This window comes from Mycoplasma sp. CSL7491-lung (assembly GCF_018913965.1).
Lineage (GTDB): Bacteria > Bacillota_I > Bacilli_A > Mycoplasmatales > Metamycoplasmataceae > Mycoplasmopsis.
Map to the genome: position 1 here is coordinate 339,220 of NZ_JAHMHG010000001.1, position 21,408 is coordinate 360,627.

Annotated in this window: 17 protein-coding genes; 5 read left to right on the top strand and 12 right to left on the bottom strand. The window is 24.7% G+C overall.

Annotated elements, in window-relative coordinates; translation table 4 throughout:
- Nucleotides 1-23 precede the first annotated feature (23 nt).
- Complete coding sequence (locus KQ876_RS01465; RefSeq protein WP_205852553.1) at nt 24-1,031, top strand: nicotinate phosphoribosyltransferase; 1,008 nt, start codon at nt 24-26, stop codon at nt 1,029-1,031.
- Between the two features lie 107 nt (nt 1,032-1,138).
- Here KQ876_RS01465 and rplL read toward each other — a convergent pair whose 3' ends face one another.
- The 3 genes from rplL to KQ876_RS04310 all read right to left on the bottom strand — a co-directional run bounded on the left by rplL (nt 1,139) and on the right by KQ876_RS04310 (nt 5,039).
- Nucleotides 1,139-1,510, bottom strand: coding sequence for a 50S ribosomal protein L7/L12 (rplL, locus tag KQ876_RS01470; protein ID WP_205851813.1), 372 nt, complete (start codon nt 1,508-1,510; stop codon nt 1,139-1,141).
- Nucleotides 1,511-1,542: 32 nt separating this feature from the next.
- Entirely contained in the window at nt 1,543-2,034 is a 492-nt protein-coding gene (gene rplJ, locus KQ876_RS01475; RefSeq protein WP_205851812.1) for a 50S ribosomal protein L10, read from the bottom strand.
- Nucleotides 2,035-2,399: 365 nt separating this feature from the next.
- Nucleotides 2,400-5,039 (bottom strand): type I restriction-modification system subunit M, encoded by a 2,640-nt coding sequence (locus tag KQ876_RS04310; RefSeq protein ID WP_216489980.1) that lies wholly within the window; start codon nt 5,037-5,039, stop codon nt 2,400-2,402.
- A gap of 259 nt (nt 5,040-5,298) precedes the next feature.
- On the opposite strand from KQ876_RS04310, the gene KQ876_RS01485 reads away from it, so the two are divergent.
- From KQ876_RS01485 to KQ876_RS01495, 3 genes are all read left to right on the top strand, one after another.
- Nucleotides 5,299-6,126 (top strand): PTS glucose transporter subunit IIA, encoded by an 828-nt coding sequence (locus KQ876_RS01485; protein ID WP_205851810.1) that lies wholly within the window; start codon nt 5,299-5,301, stop codon nt 6,124-6,126.
- Between the two features lie 162 nt (nt 6,127-6,288).
- Nucleotides 6,289-6,948: a hypothetical protein gene (locus tag KQ876_RS01490; protein WP_205851809.1), complete on the top strand. Its 660-nt coding sequence runs from the start codon at nt 6,289-6,291 to the stop codon at nt 6,946-6,948.
- Nucleotides 6,941-7,801 (top strand): MAGa7180 family putative nuclease, encoded by an 861-nt coding sequence (locus KQ876_RS01495; protein WP_253282214.1) that lies wholly within the window; start codon nt 6,941-6,943, stop codon nt 7,799-7,801. Before KQ876_RS01490 ends, KQ876_RS01495 begins: the two co-directional genes overlap by 8 nt.
- A gap of 39 nt (nt 7,802-7,840) precedes the next feature.
- Here the strand turns inward: KQ876_RS01495 and KQ876_RS01500 are convergent, their stop codons facing one another.
- From KQ876_RS01500 to KQ876_RS01540, 9 genes are all read right to left on the bottom strand, one after another.
- Nucleotides 7,841-8,584 (bottom strand): pseudouridine synthase, encoded by a 744-nt coding sequence (locus KQ876_RS01500; RefSeq protein ID WP_205851808.1) that lies wholly within the window; start codon nt 8,582-8,584, stop codon nt 7,841-7,843.
- A 2-nt stretch (nt 8,585-8,586) separates the two neighbouring features.
- Nucleotides 8,587-9,693 (bottom strand): nicotinate-nucleotide adenylyltransferase, encoded by a 1,107-nt coding sequence (locus KQ876_RS01505; protein ID WP_216489982.1) that lies wholly within the window; start codon nt 9,691-9,693, stop codon nt 8,587-8,589.
- A 12-nt stretch (nt 9,694-9,705) separates the two neighbouring features.
- Complete coding sequence (locus KQ876_RS01510) at nt 9,706-10,944, bottom strand: DNA polymerase IV (protein WP_216489984.1); 1,239 nt, start codon at nt 10,942-10,944, stop codon at nt 9,706-9,708.
- Nucleotides 10,937-11,353 carry an iron-sulfur cluster assembly scaffold protein gene (locus tag KQ876_RS03820; RefSeq protein ID WP_205851805.1) on the bottom strand — a complete coding sequence of 139 codons (417 nt, stop codon included), beginning with the start codon at nt 11,351-11,353 and terminating at the stop codon, nt 10,937-10,939. Before KQ876_RS03820 ends, KQ876_RS01510 begins: the two co-directional genes overlap by 8 nt.
- Nucleotides 11,343-12,500: an aminotransferase class V-fold PLP-dependent enzyme gene (locus KQ876_RS01520; protein ID WP_216489986.1), complete on the bottom strand. Its 1,158-nt coding sequence runs from the start codon at nt 12,498-12,500 to the stop codon at nt 11,343-11,345. Before KQ876_RS01520 ends, KQ876_RS03820 begins: the two co-directional genes overlap by 11 nt.
- A gap of 2 nt (nt 12,501-12,502) precedes the next feature.
- Nucleotides 12,503-12,859, bottom strand: coding sequence for a hypothetical protein (locus tag KQ876_RS01525; RefSeq protein ID WP_205851803.1), 357 nt, complete (start codon nt 12,857-12,859; stop codon nt 12,503-12,505).
- A gap of 81 nt (nt 12,860-12,940) precedes the next feature.
- On the bottom strand, nt 12,941-13,405 hold the full coding sequence (locus tag KQ876_RS01530) for a transcription antitermination factor NusB (protein WP_205852559.1): 465 nt from the start codon (nt 13,403-13,405) through the stop codon (nt 12,941-12,943).
- Between the two features lie 117 nt (nt 13,406-13,522).
- The gene (locus tag KQ876_RS01535; RefSeq protein ID WP_205851801.1) at nt 13,523-14,821 is read right to left on the bottom strand and encodes a hypothetical protein; all 1,299 of its coding nucleotides are present in this window, start codon (nt 14,819-14,821) and stop codon (nt 13,523-13,525) included.
- A gap of 104 nt (nt 14,822-14,925) precedes the next feature.
- Nucleotides 14,926-18,789, bottom strand: coding sequence for a hypothetical protein (locus tag KQ876_RS01540; RefSeq protein ID WP_216489988.1), 3,864 nt, complete (start codon nt 18,787-18,789; stop codon nt 14,926-14,928).
- 185 nt (nt 18,790-18,974) lie between these two features.
- Here KQ876_RS01540 and KQ876_RS01545 point away from each other — a divergent pair, with 185 nt between their 5' ends.
- On the top strand, nt 18,975-21,248 hold the full coding sequence (locus KQ876_RS01545; protein WP_216489990.1) for a C1 family peptidase: 2,274 nt from the start codon (nt 18,975-18,977) through the stop codon (nt 21,246-21,248).
- The last annotated feature ends 160 nt before the right edge of the window (nt 21,249-21,408 follow it).

A 21,408-nucleotide genomic window follows, 5' to 3' on the forward strand; every position in this document is an offset into this window, starting at 1 on the left:
ACTTATTTTTAGAAAAGGAAAAAATGAATAAAAATGAAAAATATGTTGCTAGTTACTTTCATAAAACTTCACATATATTAGCAAAAGAAAAACCAAATAATATTATTGTTATGCAATTCTTTCAAAGAAAAGATGATTCTATCTTAGCTGGTATCAATGAAGTTTTAGAATTTTTAAAGCATAACACTGATGTTTCTAAATACAAAATAAAATATCTTCCCGAGGGTTCAAAAATAAATAGTTTAGATGTTGTTTTAGAACTCGAGGGACATTATCAAGATTTTGGTATTTGAGAAGGGGTTATTGATGGAATTTTATCAAGAAGTACTTCAATAGCTACAAATGGATATAAAGTGAAAAAAGCCGCCAAAAATAAAGACGTTATTTTTATGGGAGATAGAGCCGACCATTATATAAATCAAGAAATAGATGGTAAGGCAATCAAAATAGGTGGAATAAAAATCGTTTCAACATTAGCGCAAAAAGAATGATGTGAGCAAGAAGAGTTTACAGTTTTTGGGAGTATGCCGCATGTTTTAATTCAAGGTTTTAATGGAGATGTGGTTGAAGCTACTAGAGCATTTATAAAGCATTATCCAGAAGCTAAAATAATATCTTTAGTTGATTATCATAATGATATTATTAAAGACTCCCTAAGAATTTGGGAAGCTTTCGGCAATAAAGTGTGAGGTGTTAGAATCGATACTTCGCAGAATATGGTTGATCATATGTTTGATAATGTTGAACCACATTATGGCGTAAATCCAACACAAATTTTTAATTTAAGAAAAGCTTTGGATAAAGCGGGTGCAACACAATATAAAATTGTTGTTTCTTCAGGTTTCAACGAAACTAAAATAAAAGAATTCGAAGATTTAAAAGTACCTGTTGATTATTACGGAGTAGGACAATCAATTTTTAAACTTAATAACTCTTTTTCAGCAGATGCTACAATTTTAAATGGCGAGCATCAAGCTAAAGAAGGTAGAAAATATCGTCCTAATTTAAATTTAATTAAATTAACAATATAATAAAAATGGAAATAGATTAAATTTCCATTTTTATTATATTTTTTTATTTTATAAAAAAATATAACCCAATAATAAAGAGTTATATTTAAATTATTTATCAAATGAAATTATTCAACTGAAACTTCAGCACCTGCTTCAGCTAATGCTGCACGGATAGGTTCAGCTTCGTCTGCGCTAATGTTTTCTTTAATAACAGCTGGTAAGTTGTCAACAACTTTTTTTGCTTCCATTAATGTTAAACCAAGAACTGCTTGAACCGCTTTAATAACTGGGATTTTTTTACCGTTATCTGCTTTTAAAACAACTTTAACGCTTGATTTTTCTTCAGCACCACCTTCTGCTGGAGCAGCAGCAACTGCCATAGCAGCCATAGGGTCGATTCCAAATTCTTCTTTCATTGCTTCAACAAGTTCCATAACTTCTTTAATTGACATTTCTTTTAATGATTCGATAAATGTTTCTTTTGTTAATTTTGCCATAATATTTTTCCTTTCAATTTTAAATTATTATATTATTCTGATTTTTCACTATACATTTTAAGTGATAATCCAAGTTGTTGTAATGGTTGCATCATTGAACGTGCAAGGATAGCAAGTGCTTCTTCATATGTTGGAAGAGTAGCAACAACTTTAACACCGTCGGCATTAACAACATTGCCTTCGTGTGTTCCTGCTTTAATTACAAATAATTTGTGTTTCTTAGCGAAAGCAACAAATAATTTTGCAGCAGCCATAGGATCTTCTGAAAATGCAAAAATGTTAGGTCCAAGTAAATATTGTGATAAATCACCTAAACCAACTTTTTCAGCAGCTATTTTAAATAAACGGTTTTTGTAAACTTTAACCTCTACACCAACCTTAGCAGCTTCATTTCTCAATGATTCTAATTCTGCAACTGTAAGTCCACGGTATTCAGCGAATACTATTGATTGTGTGCTTTGAATTTTATCAACGATTTCTGCAACAACTTCTCTTTTAGCTGTTTTAAATTTTGATTCTGACATTTATGCCCCCTTTCAAAATTAATTATTGCAATACGGGAATAAATAGTAAGTAAATATACATTAGGTAACATATTTAAGTTTTCACAGTTACTGTCTTTACGTATTGCTTTTTAATTATATTAGATTTTTTGATAAATAAAAATAAATATTTTTGAAATTAATTTTTATATTTTTCATATTATAAAATTTAATCTAACATAAAAAGAATAAGTTTAAAGGAACAAGAAAAAATATAAACAAAGTTAATTAATAATTTTCATTTTTACTTTTTCAACCGATTGTTTATTAATTGATCGTTAATTAAAAAACTTTAAAATTTAGAAAAATGATATGAACTTTAATTTATTCATATCATTTTTAAATTACTATTTGTCTTCTAATATCTTTATAAATTCACTTAATGCGATGTTATCGGTTTCACTACCGCTTAATTCTTTTAATAAGGAAGCCAATTCATTTTGAGATTCTATTATAGATTTGTTAATATCTTCGAGAGTTTCGCTATATTTGCTATTTAAAATATTTAATTTTGAAATAAATTCATCAATTATTTCATTAGATTGATTTTTAATTTTAATAAACGAGTCATTAGTTCACTTAAAGAATAAAGTTTCTATTAATTCATCATTTGAAAGTGATAATAATTTTTCTCAAGTTTGTTTTACTGATAGTTCTTTTAATGTTTGCAATTCTTGTTTTGCATTTTTTTCGTTGTTTTTAACTATTTTAAGTTCATCTTTAGTGCTTGTTATTGTTTCGTCAGTTTTATCATCAGAATCTTCATCTTGCTTCAATTCGTTATTTAATTCAGTTATTTTACTTTTTAGTGAATTAAGTTCTTCTTGTAGTTTTTGAATTTTTTCGTATTGATCACTAAAATAAAATTTTGCTATTGTTTTATAGTCTAATAACTGAATATCTCATTCTTTAATTTCTTTTGTTTTCTTTTTATTTTTAGTTGCTTCTTGTTCTAATTCGTTTTCGTTTAAGATTTCTGCATATTCTTTTATGAAGTTGTTTGGTATATTTTCTTCGAAGGAATTTATTTTTTCTATGTCATTTGAAATTAAGTCAATTATATTGTGTAATAATTGATAGAATTGATACTTTTCTAGTAGTGGAATTTGAATTGCATCACTAAAGAAAAAATTATTAAACTCTTCTTCGAATGATTTTGAGTTAAAATTCTCTAAGTTGCTAATATCTTTTATGTGATTTCTTAAAAAGAAATCTATTTTATTTAAAACAAAATTATAAGTATTTAGATATTCTGTTATATCATGATTATTTCATATTGTTTCGCTAATATTGTCAATATCTTTAAAATGGTAATAATTTTCTTGTTTTTGAGATTTTACAAACAATTTATCTTTTAAATTAGGAAATACTTTTCAATATTCGTTAAATTTATTTATTTCTTCTTGTGAAATTCCACCGTTTATAATTGAATATAAATCATATTCTTCTGGTTTTTCAAAATTATCAATATATCTAGAAATATTTAAATTAAAATCGTTTTCTTCGATTTCTTTATAACTTACTATTCTAGAGAAGTTATCAACTTCTGTTTTATTATTCGCAGCATGTGCAATCTTTTTAATGTGAGATATGTTAAATTTATTTTGACTATCAAATTTAACATATTCTTTTGAAGCATCAATAAATTGAATATTTCCTTTCGAATTATTATTTTTCTTTAAAATCATAATGATAGTTGATATACCTGTATTGAAAAACATATTTGATGGAAGACCAATTATAGTATCAATAGCAAATTCTTTTGCTAATTTAGTTCTAATTTCTTTTTCGCTACCGCCTCTAAATAAAACGCCGTGTGGTAAAACTATAGCCATAATTCCGTCGTTTTCTAAATGATAATATGAATGTAATAAGAACGCAAAATCTGCTTTACTTTTCGGAGCAACACCATATGATGAAAAACGAGGATCGGTATTTGTGTTATCATCAGGTTTTCACTCTTGTGAATAAGGGGGATTAGAAACTACTGCATCAACTTTTTGAGGCTCTCTAATGCTTGGATCATTATTCTTTTTAAAAGGTCAATCTTCCAATAATGTATCACCACGTCTAACTTTAATTAAAGAAGGTTGTATTCCGTTCATAATTAAATTCATACGAGTTGACACATAAGCGGCATCCATTTTATCTTGTGCATAATAAGTTACTTTGTCTTTGCTGTTTGTTATTCTTTCAAATTCCTTACCTAAATTTAATAATAAAGAACCTGTACCAGATGTTGGGTCGTATATTGTTATTTTATCTCTATTTTTTATGTGATTTCCAATTATTTCGGACATTAAAACAGAAACTTCGTGAGGTGTATAAAATTCTCCGTCATTTTTACCTGAACCAGTAGCAAATTTACCTAATAAATATTCATAAATATGCCCGATGACGTCATAATTTTGTCCATCAACTGGTATTTCATTAATTATTTCCATTAATTGCATCATTGTAGCTGTTTGTTTTTTATCATTTTCTATATTAGATTTATCTAACGTTACAAGAATTATTCTTAATAAACCTTTATATAGTTCTTTGAATTGTTGATTATTACTTTTGTTTACTATATCATCAAAACTAACTATTGCCTTTCTTAATACTTCTATATTAAAACTAAAAGGTGAGTTTTTATCGTTTCCAAATTTGATTCATGTTTGGAATAAGTATTTAAATGGTATATAATATCCCATTTCACTAATAGATACTTCTTCAATATTTTCAATAATTTCCTTTGTGAAACCATTATTTGGGGTTTTGTTTGTTTTTGGATCTAAATATTCTGGGTCTAACTCATTCATTTGTTCGAATGTAATTCCCTCATTTTCGTTGACAAAATCTATTATTTTTTGAGATAAAAATTTATAAAAAATTAATGGCAAAATTATATATTTATAATCCTCTGTGTTGTAATTATTTCTTAATTTATTAGCAGAATTTCATATTTTAGCTGATAACTCTTTTTTATTGACTCTTTTTTTCATTTGTGCTCCTTTTTAAAATGGTAAATTATAATTCTAAAATATTTTTTATAAATTAATTATAACTATATTTTTTATAATAATTGTTCTTTTTTAGTTTTTTTATTGTGTTTATTATATTTACTAAATGTCTATAATAAAAAGCTAATCCTTATTTTTGTTTAAAATAATTTAATTTAATATAAAAAATAAGTCAATTTTTGGTAAAATATCATAAATATAACACTTAAATAAATATTTTTATAATAAGAAGGTAGGAAATATGTCAAATTTAAACAAATGACTTGAACTTTTAGAGTCAAAAAATTTAGAACATGCGCCACAAGAAGTTCAAGAATTAACAGATGCTATGGGTGGTATAAAAAATATAGTATCTTTCAATAATAGTGTTTCTCAATTAAGATATGATCTTAGAAATCCATCATTAGTTAATGAAGAATTATTAAAAAAACTTGGAGCAAAAAAGGTAAATTTATTTACAGAACAAAAATATATTCAAGTCGAAATGGGTGATATTGTTGAAACAATTAATAAAGTAATTAAAAAATATGCTTCAGTTATTGTAGATAATTCTGATCACAATTTGGTTACAACAACAAACAACGTTAATGCAAAAGGTCAAAAAGCATCAAAAGAAATGGAAGTAGTTGCTCCATTATCCGGAAAAGTAGTTTCTCTAGAATCTTTAAAAGACGGTGTGTTTTCAAATGGTTTAGTTGGTAATGGTTTAGCAATTAAAATGGAAGGTAATTCAAAAGTTGAATTATTAGCACCTTTTAATGGTAGAATTACAAGTATGCCCGCATCAAAAACTCAATTTATTTTTAAAACAAATTGCGATGTTGAACTAATTGTTTTAATTGGTCAAGATAGTTACAAATTAGATGGTTTAGGAATAGAAGGAAAAGTTTCTCTTAATGAAGAAGTTAAAGCGGGAGATACATTATTTGTAGTAGATTTAGAAAAATTTACAAACGAAAAAATTGATAAAACATTAATAATTTCAACAACAAGCGATTCAAGACTTAAAAAAGTTATAGAACTAGAAGAATTAGCAGTTTCTGGTAAAAAATTATTTAAATTAAGCTAATAAAAAAATTATTAAAACTCGTAATAGTTTATATTAGTAAACTTATTACTGAGTTTTTATTTACGCAATATTTCATTAAATTACTTAATTTTTAAGTTACTAAATGAAATTTATATATAATATTAAAAATACAATTTAAAAAACAATCAAAGGAGACGATGTATGAAAGCAAAACAACATGTAATAATTTTAATTAACGGTAAAAGAAGAAGCGGTAAAGGCATTTTAAGTCAAGGTCTTAAAAAATTATTAACAAAGCAATTTGAAGATAATATTCACATACTTTCTTTTGCTGAACCTATCAAAAAGATTACAGAACCAATTTTAGATGAAATTGAATGAGATAAAAAAGATAAAGAAGTGGTTAGACCTCTTTGAATAGCGATGGGTGAAGTCGGAAGAAATATTAACAATAACATTTGATGTGGACGTGTTTTTGAACGTATTACAGAGATTGCAGAGCAATCTGCAAAAGAAAACAAAAATAGTTTATTTATTATTGATGACTTGCGTTTTCCTAATGAATTAGATTATTTCAAAAAACATTTAAAAGACATTCAACAAATAATAGACCCTACTAAAGAAAAACATTTAGCAAGAGTTATAGCAATTAGAATTGAAAAGTTTATGGATGCAAATAAATTTATTCCGGGCGTTGATGATAATTCAACAGAAATTAGTTTTGACAAACTTGTTAACTTAGTTTTTGATTATATAGTACCTCAAAACACGCTGATTAATGAAGAGTTGGTTGCTGATTTTAAGGGTGTTGAAGTTGTTGCTAAATTATTAGTGGAGAATTACATTAAAAATAATGGCTAGACAATATTTTAATAAAAAACATTATATTATAGATGAAGAAAAAAGAGTTGTAATATTATTGCCTGAATTTTATAATCAGTTAAGAACTTTTGATAAGTGAAAAGGTTATAAAAAAATAGGTGGTAGCAGTGTAGGTGACATTTTAACTCCAGGGAGATTTAAATCAGAATTTAATGCATTTTGCCATATTACTAGATTAAAAATTCCTGTATTATCCAAAAAATATATAAATGCGGGTACGATATTAGAGCCAAAGATTTTTGATATATTTAGAAATTCTCCTCAAGTTAAAAAAAGAGGAATTACTATCGAGAATTATGTTGCTTCAGAATATGACTATGATTATTTTAAGAACGTAGATGATGTTCTTAGTGGTGTTCCTGATGGTTTTGATCCTATAAATAAAGTTATTTACGAAGTAAAAACTGCAGGTGAAGCTAAGAAGGAAAAATGAGATAATGAAGGTGTAGATCCCTCGTATTTAAAGCAAGCTCAATTATATACATATTTAATGTCTAAAAAAATAGGTCAAAATGTTGACTTTTACTCTATTTTAGTTGCATTTTTATCAGATGAAAAAGGTGATTATTTAGACCCTGCTAATGTAGATTTAAATCAACGTTACATGAAAGTTTATTCAAGGAAAGTAAATAAAGTTGAAGTTGAAGATGATATTAGAATAGTTCGTGAATGATATAAAAAATATACAAATACAGATACATCGCCACAATTTGATTTTTCTAATGATGCAGATCAATTAGATTTTTTAAGATGTGAAAATCAAGAACAATATCAAGAGTTGATTAAAAAATGAAAAGATTCAGGTAAAGCAGACCCTGATTTTATAGGATAAATAAATTAAAAATTAGCAAAAGGTTGCTAATTTTTAATTTTATCTACTTTTATCTGGTTTAAATAGTTTTTCTTCTTGTAATCTTACAAGGTTTTTTAAATCTTTAATTTCTTTTGGTTTCAATGGACGATAGTAACCTAACGGTAATTTTTCAACTGTTATTCCTGCATATTCTAGCCTTTTTAAATTTATAACCATTTTATTTACTGTTTCGAATAATTTTTTAACATGATGATAAGTTCCTAAACTAAGTACAACAAAATAACTTTTTGGGCTATCTTCGCCTACAGGTATAACATCTTGAACACTTTTGGTATTATTTACTTTTACAATGCCATTTAATTTTTTTAATTCCTTAGGAGATAGTTTTTCATTTAATCTAGCTCTATAAACTCTTAATATTTGATATTTTGGATGAGTCAATTTGTTAGCTAAATCCCCGTCATTTGTCAAAATTAAAGCTCCTGTTGTATCATAATCTAGTCTACCTACAGGAAATATTTTATATGGTGTATCAATTAAATCTGTAACTTTTTTTCTGTTAAAATTATCTTTAAGTGTAGATACTGTTTTAGGTGGTTTATTCAGAATGAAATAAACTTTTTCTTCTTCACTTTCAATTGGTACATTATTTACTAATATTTCATCGTTAAAAGAAGCTTTGTCTCCCAACTTTGCAACTATTCCATTTACTTTGACTTTTCCGTTAGTAATTAATTTTTCAGCTTCTCTACGAGATGCAACTCCTGCTTTAGAGAGTATTTTTTGTAAACGTTCTTCCATGTTTAGTTTTCTCCTCTTATGTATTCTTGATAAATTGATTCAATTTCTTTATCAAAAATTACACCTTTATCAATATTTCACTGATAAGTAATCTTTATCACTTCCCTAAATGCTTGATCTAAATTTTCGTAAGCTAATTTTTTTATTCTTTGAACACCTTTAAAATGAACTATAGAATTTACTTTATCAGATAATATAATTATTTTATCTAATGTATTCATATCTTTTCTCATGCTTGTATGATATTTTATAGAATTTAATATTTCTAAATCTTTTATTCCGTAAACATATTTAGCTCATAAATATCCGCAAACTTGATGCAAGAAATGTTTAGGAGTATCAATTAATTCAGGCTCTGTCATTTTAATAAAATTCCTTGAATTTTCTACACTTCATTCTTTTGCGATATCATGTAAAATACCAGCTTTATACGCTTTAAGGGCGCTTACACCGTTTAATTTAGCTATTTCTGCCGCAAAACTAGCCGTTAAACTAGAATGTTTAGCTCTACGTGCAGAAAGTGAATTATGTATTATTTCAAATAAGTATAATCCTTTTTCTTGTATGTAATTCATTACCTTTGGATCTAGATAAGAAAAAACTTTTTCATTTTCTATTATCGAAAAACCTTTTTTAAAATCGGTTGAAGAATAATCATATAATTTATTTTTTAATAAAACTCCGTTGTATCTTTTAAGATTAAGTTTATTTATAGTTCTACTTCTACGTACAGCGACTATTTTAGTTAATGTTGAAATAGTTTCTATATCTTTTCATTTATTTAATTTAGGTAAATTATCTGATCCTATAATTAAATATAACTCATCATTTTTATATTTATTTTTTAAATATTTAACAGTGTCTATTGTATAGCTAATATTATTTCTTTTTGCCTCAAATAAACAAAGCTCCATTTTGTCTTCTAAAACCAAATTAATCATATTTATTTTATCTTCTGTTTTAACACCACTTTTATTTTTAAAAGGTGATTGATAAGTTGGGACTATTAATAATTTATCTAGACCAAGCTCGCTTATTACATCTTTTGCTATTTGTATATGACCCTTATGTATTGGGTCAAAACTACCTCCGTAAATACCAATTTTCATATTTCTCCTTGATTATTTTTTAAAAATACTATGTGATATTAAATTTATCTCATGATTAATTTTAATTTTTTCTTTTTTATTTAATTCTGATAATTTAAAAACGTTTGTACTTTTTATTTTTTTATTGACTTGAGCAATTATGGTTTCTACTTTTTCTTTTTGCTCATCGACTTTTTTTGTTTCTCCTAAAAGAGAAAAATGATTATAAATACTATCTTTATCAACTAATTTAGATACTCTAATTCCAATACCTTTTATATTATTTAAATCCACATTTTTATCAATTAATTTTTTAATATGTTTATATATTTCTCTTGAATCATTAGTAGGAGATATGTTTTTATTATAAGCTTTTCATTTTTTACTATAGTCTCTAACTACTAAGGATAAATTTTTTGCTAATAAGAATTCTTCTTTTAATCTATTACTAATATTCAGTGCAATTTTATTTACCTTATCTAGAATTTCTATTTCATCATATTGATATTCAAAGGTTATTTCATTGCCCATTACTTTATTTTGTTCTATTTCAAAGTTTAAATCACTATTTTTTTCTATATCCAAACTATCTAAATATTTGTAAGCTGTAGTTTTAAAAACTTGTAATAATTCAAAATCGTTTTTTTTCTTTTTCGCCAAATCACCAATAGTAAAAATATTTATTTGTCTAAGTTTATTTGCTATTTTAGAACCAATACCATGAAATTTTTCAATATCTAGTTTGAAAAAATTTTCTTTATAATTATTTTCATCTGTATAGCCAATACCAAAAGGTTTCGAAATATTAGTAGTCATTTTAGCGTAAAACTTATTTAAAGATATTCCTATGGTTATTGGTATATCAAATTTTTCTAAAACGCTTGTTTGAATTTTTTTAGCATAACTAATTGCTTGTTCTTTGTTTTTTAAAATAATATTCGGAACAATGTAACACTCATCAATTGATGCCACTTCAATTTTTGATGCAAAAATTTTTTTTAAATATTTAAAAATTTTATTAGACAAATATTGGTACAACCTAAAATAAGGTTTTTCGATTATTGTTTTAGGTTCAATTGCTAAAATTTCATAAACTTTAGAACCTGCTTTTACTCCTATTTTTTTTAATTCATAACTAACTGAAACAGCAACGGAATGTTTTTCCGATCTAGCTATTGCTACTGGTTTATTTTTTAAATTTGGCTTAATAGTTCTTATAGCGCTTACAAAATATGAATCAAAATCTATATGAAAAATATATTTATTATTCATTTTCTAAGAAATATTTAGGTGTTAATAAAGCACATACCACTCTATTTAAATGAGTTTTAGTATTAAAAAATACTCATAAATCACCAAGTGAATTAATTTGTTCATCACTAAGTTGCTCTTGGTTTACAAATTTTTCAAATAAAAGTGTCAGTTTTCTAATTTCGTTTAATGATAAACCTTTTATTTTATCTAAAAATATATCTGTAGAAGCCATAAATACAGCACAACCATGTCCATTAAAATGAACATCCACTAGCTTATCATTATCTCACTTTGTTTGAATGTTTAATTTATCTGAACATGTTGTGCTAAAACAAGTTTGAAATTCTCCTTGTAATTCCATTTTATTATTAGGTTTAGTATAATGAGACATAATCAATTCTCTAGCTATATTAGGATTAAAATGCATAAAAATCGCCTCCGTTTTTTAATGTTTCTATCAACTTATCAATATCTTCATAATTGTTATATATTGCTAACGAAATTCTTAAATATGAATATTCTTGTTTTATATTTCTTAAATATGGAGCACAAAAAATTCCTGCAATAGTATAAATCTGTTTAGAACCTAAATAAGTAGCTACATCTTGAGAGTTTATTCCTTTAATATTTATTAAAGCAATATAATCACCAGGTTTTGAAAATACTTCTATATTTTCTAATTTAGATAGTTGTTCATGTAAGTAAATAGATAATTTTTTTAAAATTTCTTGTGTTTTTGGGTATCCTATTTCGTTAAAAAAATCCAAAGATTTATTAAACATATACATACCGGCAATGTCTGGAGTTCCAGGTTCAAAAGCGGCTATAGTTTTTTTGAGAGTTCATGTTGTATCGGTGTTAATATCATCAATAGCTCCGCCGCCAAATTTTACAGGCTTCATTTGTTTTAATAATTCTGTTTTGACTGCCAAAACACCCAATCCAGTTGGTCCATAAAATTTATTTGTGCTAAAAGCTATTGCATCAGAAAAAGAAAAAGAGACTTTTTGGTGAGCTATCGCTTGCGCTGCATCATTAAATAAATATGCATTCTTTTCTTTAACTAACTTATAAATTTTATTTAAATCAAAATTTTGATTAAAATTATTAGTTTCTTGTGCTAATGAAACAATTTTTAAATTAGGGGTATTGTCAATATCATCAATCAAATTTTCGCTAAATTTAATTATCGCACCACTTTGTTTAGATATTTCAATTCACGGGATTATATTTGAAGAATGATTAAATGAACTTAATAAAATAACTTCATCTTTTTTAATTAATTGACTAAACATTCTAACAAAAATATTAATTGACTCAGTTGTTCCGCTTGTAAAAATTATTTCTGAATCTTTAGCATCGAGCAAGTCTGCTACTTTATTTCTAACATTTATTATTGTTTGATTAATTTCATTTCCTAATGGTGTGTCGGCCGTTCTCGACGAAATAGATTTATTTGTATAATATTCAGTGATTGCATTCGTTGCTATAGTAGGTTTTAGCACAAGCGCCGCACTGTCGAAATATGTAATATTATTTAAAATAGGAAATTGTTTTCTAATATCATTATTCATATTTAAATAACCTTCCTCAAAAGTTTTATTAAGTATTTATTATAATTTTTAATTTTTTTAAATTCATCTAAAAAATTATAATAATAATGTCTTTTTTGATGATTAAATTCAACTTCATCAACTTCTTTGTTAATTATTTTTAATAAACTAAATTTTTGTAATTTTCATTTTTTAAAATACGCATGATAAAAAACGAATTTATAAAAATTATCAATCATTATTTTTTTATTATTATCTAAATTATCCTTAAAGGTTATTTTTTCAAAAAAATTAACAATGAACTCCTCAATGTTATCTCACTTTTTATTATTTAAAAATTTAAGAACTTGATTTAATTCGATTTTTTCGATTAAATTCATTTCTTTGAAAATTAAAAAAGTGTAATTTATTGTTTTATTTCATGAATTAATAAATAATTTATTTCAAAATCATTGCATCATTTAGTTTTGTTCGTTCTTTGTTTTATTTTCGATTAATAAAATAGCCTTATAAAAATTTTCTAATATTCCATTTACAAGATTTTTTTTATCTTTATTTTGTTCGCCATCTTCAAGCGGATAATACATTTTAGTAATTTCAATAGCTTCATTAAAAACTATTTTAGGTTGTATTATTTTAAATTCGCTTGCAGCATTGATTAAAATAGCTCTTATCAAAGGGTCTATTCTATCTCACGATCAATTTTCGTTTAATAAACGATTGAAAATATTTTTACTAAATATATATGAATTTTCAATTCGTCTTAGAGTTTTTAGTTGTTCACTATTTAAGTTAAATTCTTGTTTTACTTCCTCTAAACTAATTTTTTCTCCTAACAATTCGTATTTATATAAAACAGAAATAACTTCAATTCTTAATTCTCTACGTGTTTTATTTTTTTTATTTTTGAAAACTTCTACTTCCATGTATACTCCTAAATCTAATTATTTTATAATTATATCAAAAATACGCATATTTTACCATATAAACTAAATTTTATAAAAAAATAAATCATTATAAAAAAGTATTTGCTTAGAAATACTTTATTTTTTATCTATCTTGTATTTACTATATGAAATTAAACATACATTAATAAATAAAATAACCGTAAAAACACTGAAACTAATTCTAAAGTTTAAAAATCTGTAAAAAACGGTTAATAGTACAATTATCAAAGAGTAAACTATGATTCTAATTGATAATGCATATGCATTTTGCTTATTGTAATCTTTTTTATCAAAATTTTGATAAATTATATTATTTGATGTAGGTTCTGTATAAGAATTAAAAAAGTTTTGAAAACCACTTAAACTAAAAAAACCTACCAATAATAGTGTGTTATTTTTTGAGAAAAATAAGATAAACATAAAAATAAAATGCATAATAAAGATAATTCACATTAACAAGTGGAATATTTTATTACTCTTAATTTTATATTTAAGTTTAGACAAAATCAAGAGTAATACAGTGCTTATTAAACCTGAACTATATAATATAAATCTATATAAATATCCGTATTTTTCAATTTCAAAATCTTTAATTTCTTTTAAAAATTGAATAATACCCGCCTGTCTTGGATATAAAAATAATTGAATTATCATCATTGAACTAATTGCAAAAATTCAAACATGAGTATTATTTACTTTTTCTGATTGTTTCATAGAGTTTCGTTTTATAAATTCAGTTGCTATCTTTTTTTGTTGTATTAATAAATAAATCAAATCAGATAAAATGAATGCTACTAAATTAAAAATCATTATATACTTGAACTCTACATATTTTTCAATTAGAAAACCTAAAATTGGTGAGAAAAATGTTGCTGATCCGTACGCTAATATGTTGAGTATATTAAAAGAATGTAATGTATTGCTATCTACACTTGAATAATAAACGATATTTTTTGTAGCAATAAGTCTTACCCCATCTGAAAATGCATAAACTGTATTTACAACAAAAATACCTATTAGTAATATGGTTATATTATTTATAAAAATATTAGATATCAATAATATTAATAAAAATAATATCGAACCAAAATCTGCTATAAAAATCAATTGTTTAGGACTAAATTTTTTAGCTAGATTGGGTCCTAAAAAATATACAATAACCGAAGGTAATTGTATCATCAAATAAAATAATGATACGAATCAGTCGTTATGTATATTTGCAGCAATAAAAATTGAAGAGTTAAATCGAAAAGTTATTGTTGCCAAAATTGATAAAAACATTGCGAAAGTATATTTTAATTTATTAAAACTTATGTCCTTATCATTTAACAAGTCTTTATGTGGTTTTAATTTATCAACAAAACTAGTTTGTAGATAATTTATATTATTATTCATTAGAACTTCCTTTGATTTTATATTTTATACCTTTTATAGGTTAAAAATAATTTTTTAATAAAAAATACAAAAATAGCCTAATTGATAACTATTTTTGTATTTTATTAATTATTATCTTCACTATTATCTTCGAAAATATTTTTGTACTTTGTCGGATATAGATATGATAATTTTTTATTTATTGAGCGGAAAGTACCTGGATTATAGATGGTGTCATCATTTCCAAAATAAGAATATTTTTGAGTATCAACAAAAATAAAATTATTTATTTTATTAGCAGTACCTTGTTTTACTAGACCTAATAAATCTCCATTGTAATCATATACTGCAGAACCGGAAGAACCACTATACAAGTCAAAATATTCAACTTCAGAGTAAACCGCACCATTAAATGATTTAGAAACATTTGTCGGAGAGCTCAAATGCACTTTCACAGAATTAACACCGTATAAATATTCTCTATATCTAGATGCTTCTACGTTACCATAAGGATTTTTTGTAGGAACTTTTGGTATAGAACTAATATATGCGTTTAAATTTGTAAATGAATTTATGTATCTTGATAATTTGGAAATTTTAAGTGGTTTTAAATTTTTGAAATTTAAAATATGATTTATTGCATTTTTTTCTTGTTCGGTTAAAGTTTTATCGTTGATTGGTTGCGATAAGTCTTTTCCTTCAAATTTTTCAAAAATAGGTTTAAAATCTACAATTGCAATTAGTAAATCGGCGCGATTTTTTTCTTGTTCCATGTATGAAGTGTCGTTGTAATTTTTATATTGTTCTTTTTCGGGTGTTCTAACTTGTTCAATACCCATGTTATCTTTAAATTTATCAAATACATTTTTATTGTTATTGGTAAAATCGATGATCATTTCATATTTAATAGCTTGATTTTCATCAGTAAAATCAAAATTATATAAATTACCATCAACGTTTATATTTTCGATATTTTTTGGCTTGTAATAAACCGGTTGATTTTGATTTGTGGTATTTTTTGATATTAATGTAGGTGCCAAAATTTCACCCTTTGCAATTGATAGAACTTCATTACCACTTTTATTTTTAGATACTGTAGCCATATTTGCATTTTCTGATTTTAATGTTACTCAAACATGATAATTTGAAAAAGTTCAAAAACGATAGTCATTTGGATCGTCGTTTACTTTGGCAAAAATATTCCATGTACCGTCTGATTTATTAGAAAGAGAGTAAGCTCTATTTCTACCTTCTTGTATACCTTTGGAATTATCTTCTTTAAATAAACGTTTAGATATTTCTTCAGGTTTTGGAGTTTCTTCTAAATGATTTTCTATATCCCTAAGAGAAATTGTTCCATCCGGATTTGTTTCTTGACGTTTTAAAGTACTTTCTTTTAGTTCGTAAGTATCATTATAAGCAGTAGCACTAGTCTGTATTGATAATTCATCTAACTTTTGGTTTTCTTTAAAACTCAAGTTTTTTGTTTGATTTGTTTTTGGTTGTATCCAATAAACAAATAAATCAGCTGTATTTAAATAAATAGAACGACCGGATGATGAATTATGTTCTCAAGTTGTATTATTTAAAGTTACGTCGTTATTTCTTGTTTTTATTTTTAATTTTAGTGTGTTATTATTTGATAACTCTAAATTAAAACTAACTAATGATCTTATTTTAGAAGCTATATTAGATTGAAAATTATTATTTTCTGAACTTAAATTATACATAAAATCAACATCATTAATCACTTTATCGTTTAATATATTTTTATAAGACACAGGTATAGTTACTCTTGAATTAACATCGTTAAATTCGCTCCAATGTAGAGCATTTTGAGGGTTAGGATTAAATTCAAATGTTATTCAAAAAATAATATCTTCGCTTGGTATTTGATTTAAATTTACTATGGAATTTAAATCTTTAGTTATTATTGCTAAATCTTTAGATGTATTAATTTTAAAAGGTTGCTTAGCTAAATAATCTCTTGTCTTAAACCAATGTAAGGATTGTTCGACATTATTTTTAATAATTTTGTAATCTATAAACTCTTCACCTAATGGTTTTTGTCTATTTTTATATAAAGTTTTTAAATTATGAACTTCGTAATTATAGTTTATTAGAGTAGATAAATTATTGATAGAAAAAGGCAATTTATTTTTGTTAGATTGATTATTTTCAAATAATTCTTTTTTATTTAAATTTAAATTCGTAAAATTAACATCGGTACTTTCGGGTACATCAAAATTATATAGTTGATCACTCAACTTTTGGTCATTATTTCAATTGAAATTAAAGTTAAAATATGAATTTGTATTATAGTTTATTTTCTCAACTACATTTATATACTCATCATTTGAAACTATATCCAACGAACTTAGTTTATATTGTATTTGTTCTTGCAGACCATTTAAATTAAATTTTCATAATTTATCAAAAGGAACATAAATTCTTTTAATTTTTTGAACTCTATTTTTGTCATCGAATTTTTCATCTTCATTTTCTATTACTTTTTCCCCGGGCCCAAATAAACTTGGTGTTGTATGTGATTTTTCTTGATATATCTTTTGCTTTGCTTCAAAAGTTAAAACAAAAATTTTATCTTTTAAATATATCAATTGTTCTTCGTTTCAATTTAGAGATATTGAACCAAAAATATTTTTATTATTTTCATCTTTGTAAAGGCTAAAATTGTTAATTTCTAAATTTCTAACAGGTGTACTAGTGATTATATTTTTTTCGTTTAGAGCTATTAAATAATTTTTATTATTTGATTCAATCATAGTAACTACATATTTTGAGATTTTTTTATCTAAATCAGAATTATTAATTACTAGTTTGTCACCTTGTTCTAAAGTTGCGTCCACTCATTTTGATCAATTTTGACTTTGATTTCAACTTTTTATCAAAAGTCTCGGATTATTTAAATTTAAATTAGATTCCTTGTTTAAAATAAATTTTGTATTACTTTCGGAATATTCTATTTCGCTAAAATTAAGTTCAGATTCATAATGTATTTTATCATCTACTTTTTGAATTGAATCATTATATCTTTTATTTAACTCACTAAAATATTTTTTGTACGATTCGTTAGTTTGTAAAGATTCTTTCGTCAACTCGATAATATTTTTTATACCTTGGTCATTGATGCTAAATTCGTTTGCAGGTTGCAAACTTCTGTATGTAACTCTATCTGAATCATTTTTATTTGATAAATGAGAGCTTTTAGTGCTATCAACTTTTTCACTCTCAATTTCTTCATCATTTATTTCATTTGGAATAATGTTTTTTGTTCTAAAAGTAAAATTATATTTTTTAATATTTAAATTATTAATGTTTTCTTCATTTTCTATTTTAATTTCGTCAATTTGATATTCAGTATTTTCGACTAAATCATTAAATTGAAAAGTAACTTCCAAAATATTATCATTTTTCTTTGCGATATTACCTAAAACAAAATTACTATTTTTTAGTTTTGCGAGTATTTTCGAATTATTTTTATAAATGACTTGATAATTCTCGATTTTTAAACGATAAATAGCACTATTTGTTGTGAATTGAGATTCTAATTGATCTTCTTTTAAAAACTTATAGTTTACATTGTTATCTTCGATATTTTCTTCTTTATTAAGTGTTGATTCATCGATGGTTGTATCTTTATTACTTGAATCTTTATTAATATCTTCAGTTATTTCATCATTTTCGACATTGTTAGTATTATCTTTACTATCTTTTTCAACTAAAGATTTCTCTTTTTTAGATGATTCTTTCTTTTCTTCATCAATATCATTAGCGTTATTAATTTTGTTTAACTCATTAGAATCATTGCCTTTATCAACATTATCTTTTTTATTTTGTTTAGATATATTTTCATCATTAGTGTTAGTTTTGGTTGGTTTACTATATTTATTATTTGTTGAACAAGCAATAACAGGAAACATTATTGATGAAGTTAAGGGAATTATTGTTAAAAATTTTATTTTTTTCATTTTTGCCTTTCGAATTGATATTTTTATTTTACTACTTTTATTTTTATATCTTTAAACATAGTTAAAAAATAATTTTTTAGCGGTTATTACTAACACTAAATTTTAAAAAATATCTAATATATCACAAATGAAAAAAATTTTTCTTTGTGATATACTTATCACAAAAATTGAATAAGAGGGAAAATATGAAAAAAAGACATTTTTTTAGTTGCATTTTAATGGCTACTAACATTTTGATTTCTAGCACTTCAATAGTTACTACAACAAACAATAACGAAAATATTTTGCCAGTAAAATATGATGGTAGAGACGAAGGTTATATTACACCCGTTAGGCATCAAGGCCTTTCCAATTTATGTTGAGCATACTCAACAATAGCGGTGAGCGAAATAAATATTCTCAAAAAAGGATTGTTTGTTTCGCCTGATACTCTTGATTTATCAGAAAAAAACTTGGCATATAAAACTCTAAATAGAGGTATAGGAGAAGATTTGCTTCATAATACTGATTTTGATAATAATTCATCTTTATTTTGGGAAAAAAGCGGTTCATCACCTATATATGCAGGTTATTCTCTTCTACAATGAAATAAATTGAGAAACGAAAATGATTATGAATGAGAAAAAATTGGTAATAGCACCAATTTCATACTTAAAGATTTTATAAAAATCTCAGATAAAAATACTATATCTAAGGAAAAAAGCATAAAGGAAATTAAGTTTGCCGTTAAAAACTATGGTGCGGTTTCATTTTCTTTTTCCGCGGTTGATCTACTAAGCAATAAAGGATATAACTTTTATAATCAAGAGGCTAATAAATATAAAAATTTTACTCATATAACTCATGCGGCAACTATAATAGGTTGAGATGATACTATTCCAAAAGAACAATTTAGTTCTGACACAAGTCAAGATGGTGCTTGAATAGTTAAAAATTCATGGGGCACAAACTCTGGAGAAAATGGATATTTTTATTTATCGTATGATTCTAATATTTCCGAGTTATTTACTCTAGACTACACAAATAAATCGACTTATGAAAACAATTATTACTGTGATGGTTCCTTTAAAGATATTTATGGCGATCTTTTTAAAGAAGCAGCCGTAACGTTCCAAGCAAAAAAGGGCGATAAAAATCATAAAGAACAATTGAAGGCGATAAATGTTGGTTTTGAGGGTTTAGATAGTGAAATAGAAATTAAAATATATAGAAAAACCGAAAATCCTAATCCTAGAAATTTAAAATTAGGCGAGTTAGTTCATTCTCAAAAAAAATATTTTCACAATGATGGTTTAAGAACTATTGATTTAGATAATCCTATCGAGATTGAGCAAGGTGAATGATTTACTGTGGTTGTTAAAATAAATAATGAAAACGAATATGCTAAACTAAAATTTTCTGATGAATTAAATACACAAAACGATTTTAGTTTCATTAATCAAAACGGAGAATGAAAATCTAGTCAAAAAGCTTATAATGGAGCAACTGCTCGTATTAAGGTATTCACTAATTCAGAATATATAAATAATTCATCTAACAGCACAAACAAAGATCTTAAATATGCTGAAATTAGTTTGAACAAATATGACTATCATTTAGATCAAGAACACGGTGATGATTTTATAAATGTTAAATATAATGGCAAAACATTAGTTTTAAATCAAGATTATAAACTTGAATACCAAGAGGTTTTGGATAAAGAAGGTGGATTTTACTATGATATAGCAAATTGCGGATATAATAAGGTTAAAATTATTGGTATAGGTGATTATTCTGGTGTTAATTATGCATTCTTAACAATAAGAAGAGGTTTGGAACATAAATATAACTCCTCCAATTCAATAACAATAGGTAAAAACATCAATAATACTAACGAAATTAAATTAAAAAAGGGATGAACAATTTTAAATCCATCAAAATTAAGTGATGACAATAACGTTATTGATGTTATATATAACGGAGATAAAGAAAAATACTACAAAATTAATCAAACTAGCCTAACTTTAATCCGTAGTGATTTAATTCAAGACAAAATTGAAATCCAAAAACCAAAAAATGAACAAAATTATAAACCTGAAACGATTGTCCAAGAAAATAACAAAAAGAAACAAGAAAATAAAGATAATTTAGCCTCAATTACTAAAGAAAAACAGGTTGATACTAAAAATTCTAACAGTAGTTCTAAAAATAACAATTCAAACAATTCGATTGAAAATAAAAAATCTGACATTCACAAAGAAAAAGATAAAAAAATAAATTCTAAAACTGATAAAAGTCAAAACAAACAACAAAAAGTTTCTCAAAACAGATTTAACGAAAACAAAAAAACTAAAAGTTTTGTTAAAACAAAATTAGGTATTTTTACAATAATATCTAGTTCAATAATAGCTCTTTTAAGTATTTTTATACCTACATATTATTTTTTAAGAAGAAAAAATAAAAATAATATAAATTCTTAATTTTAGCATTTTTATTTGCAAATTTAATTTATGTGTATAATAAATATAGGAAAATGTTATGAATAAAGAATTAATAGATATAAATGCCAACTTATATATATATATATATATATATATCAGACTAAACAAATTTCTAATACTTTTAAAAAAATAATAAAAC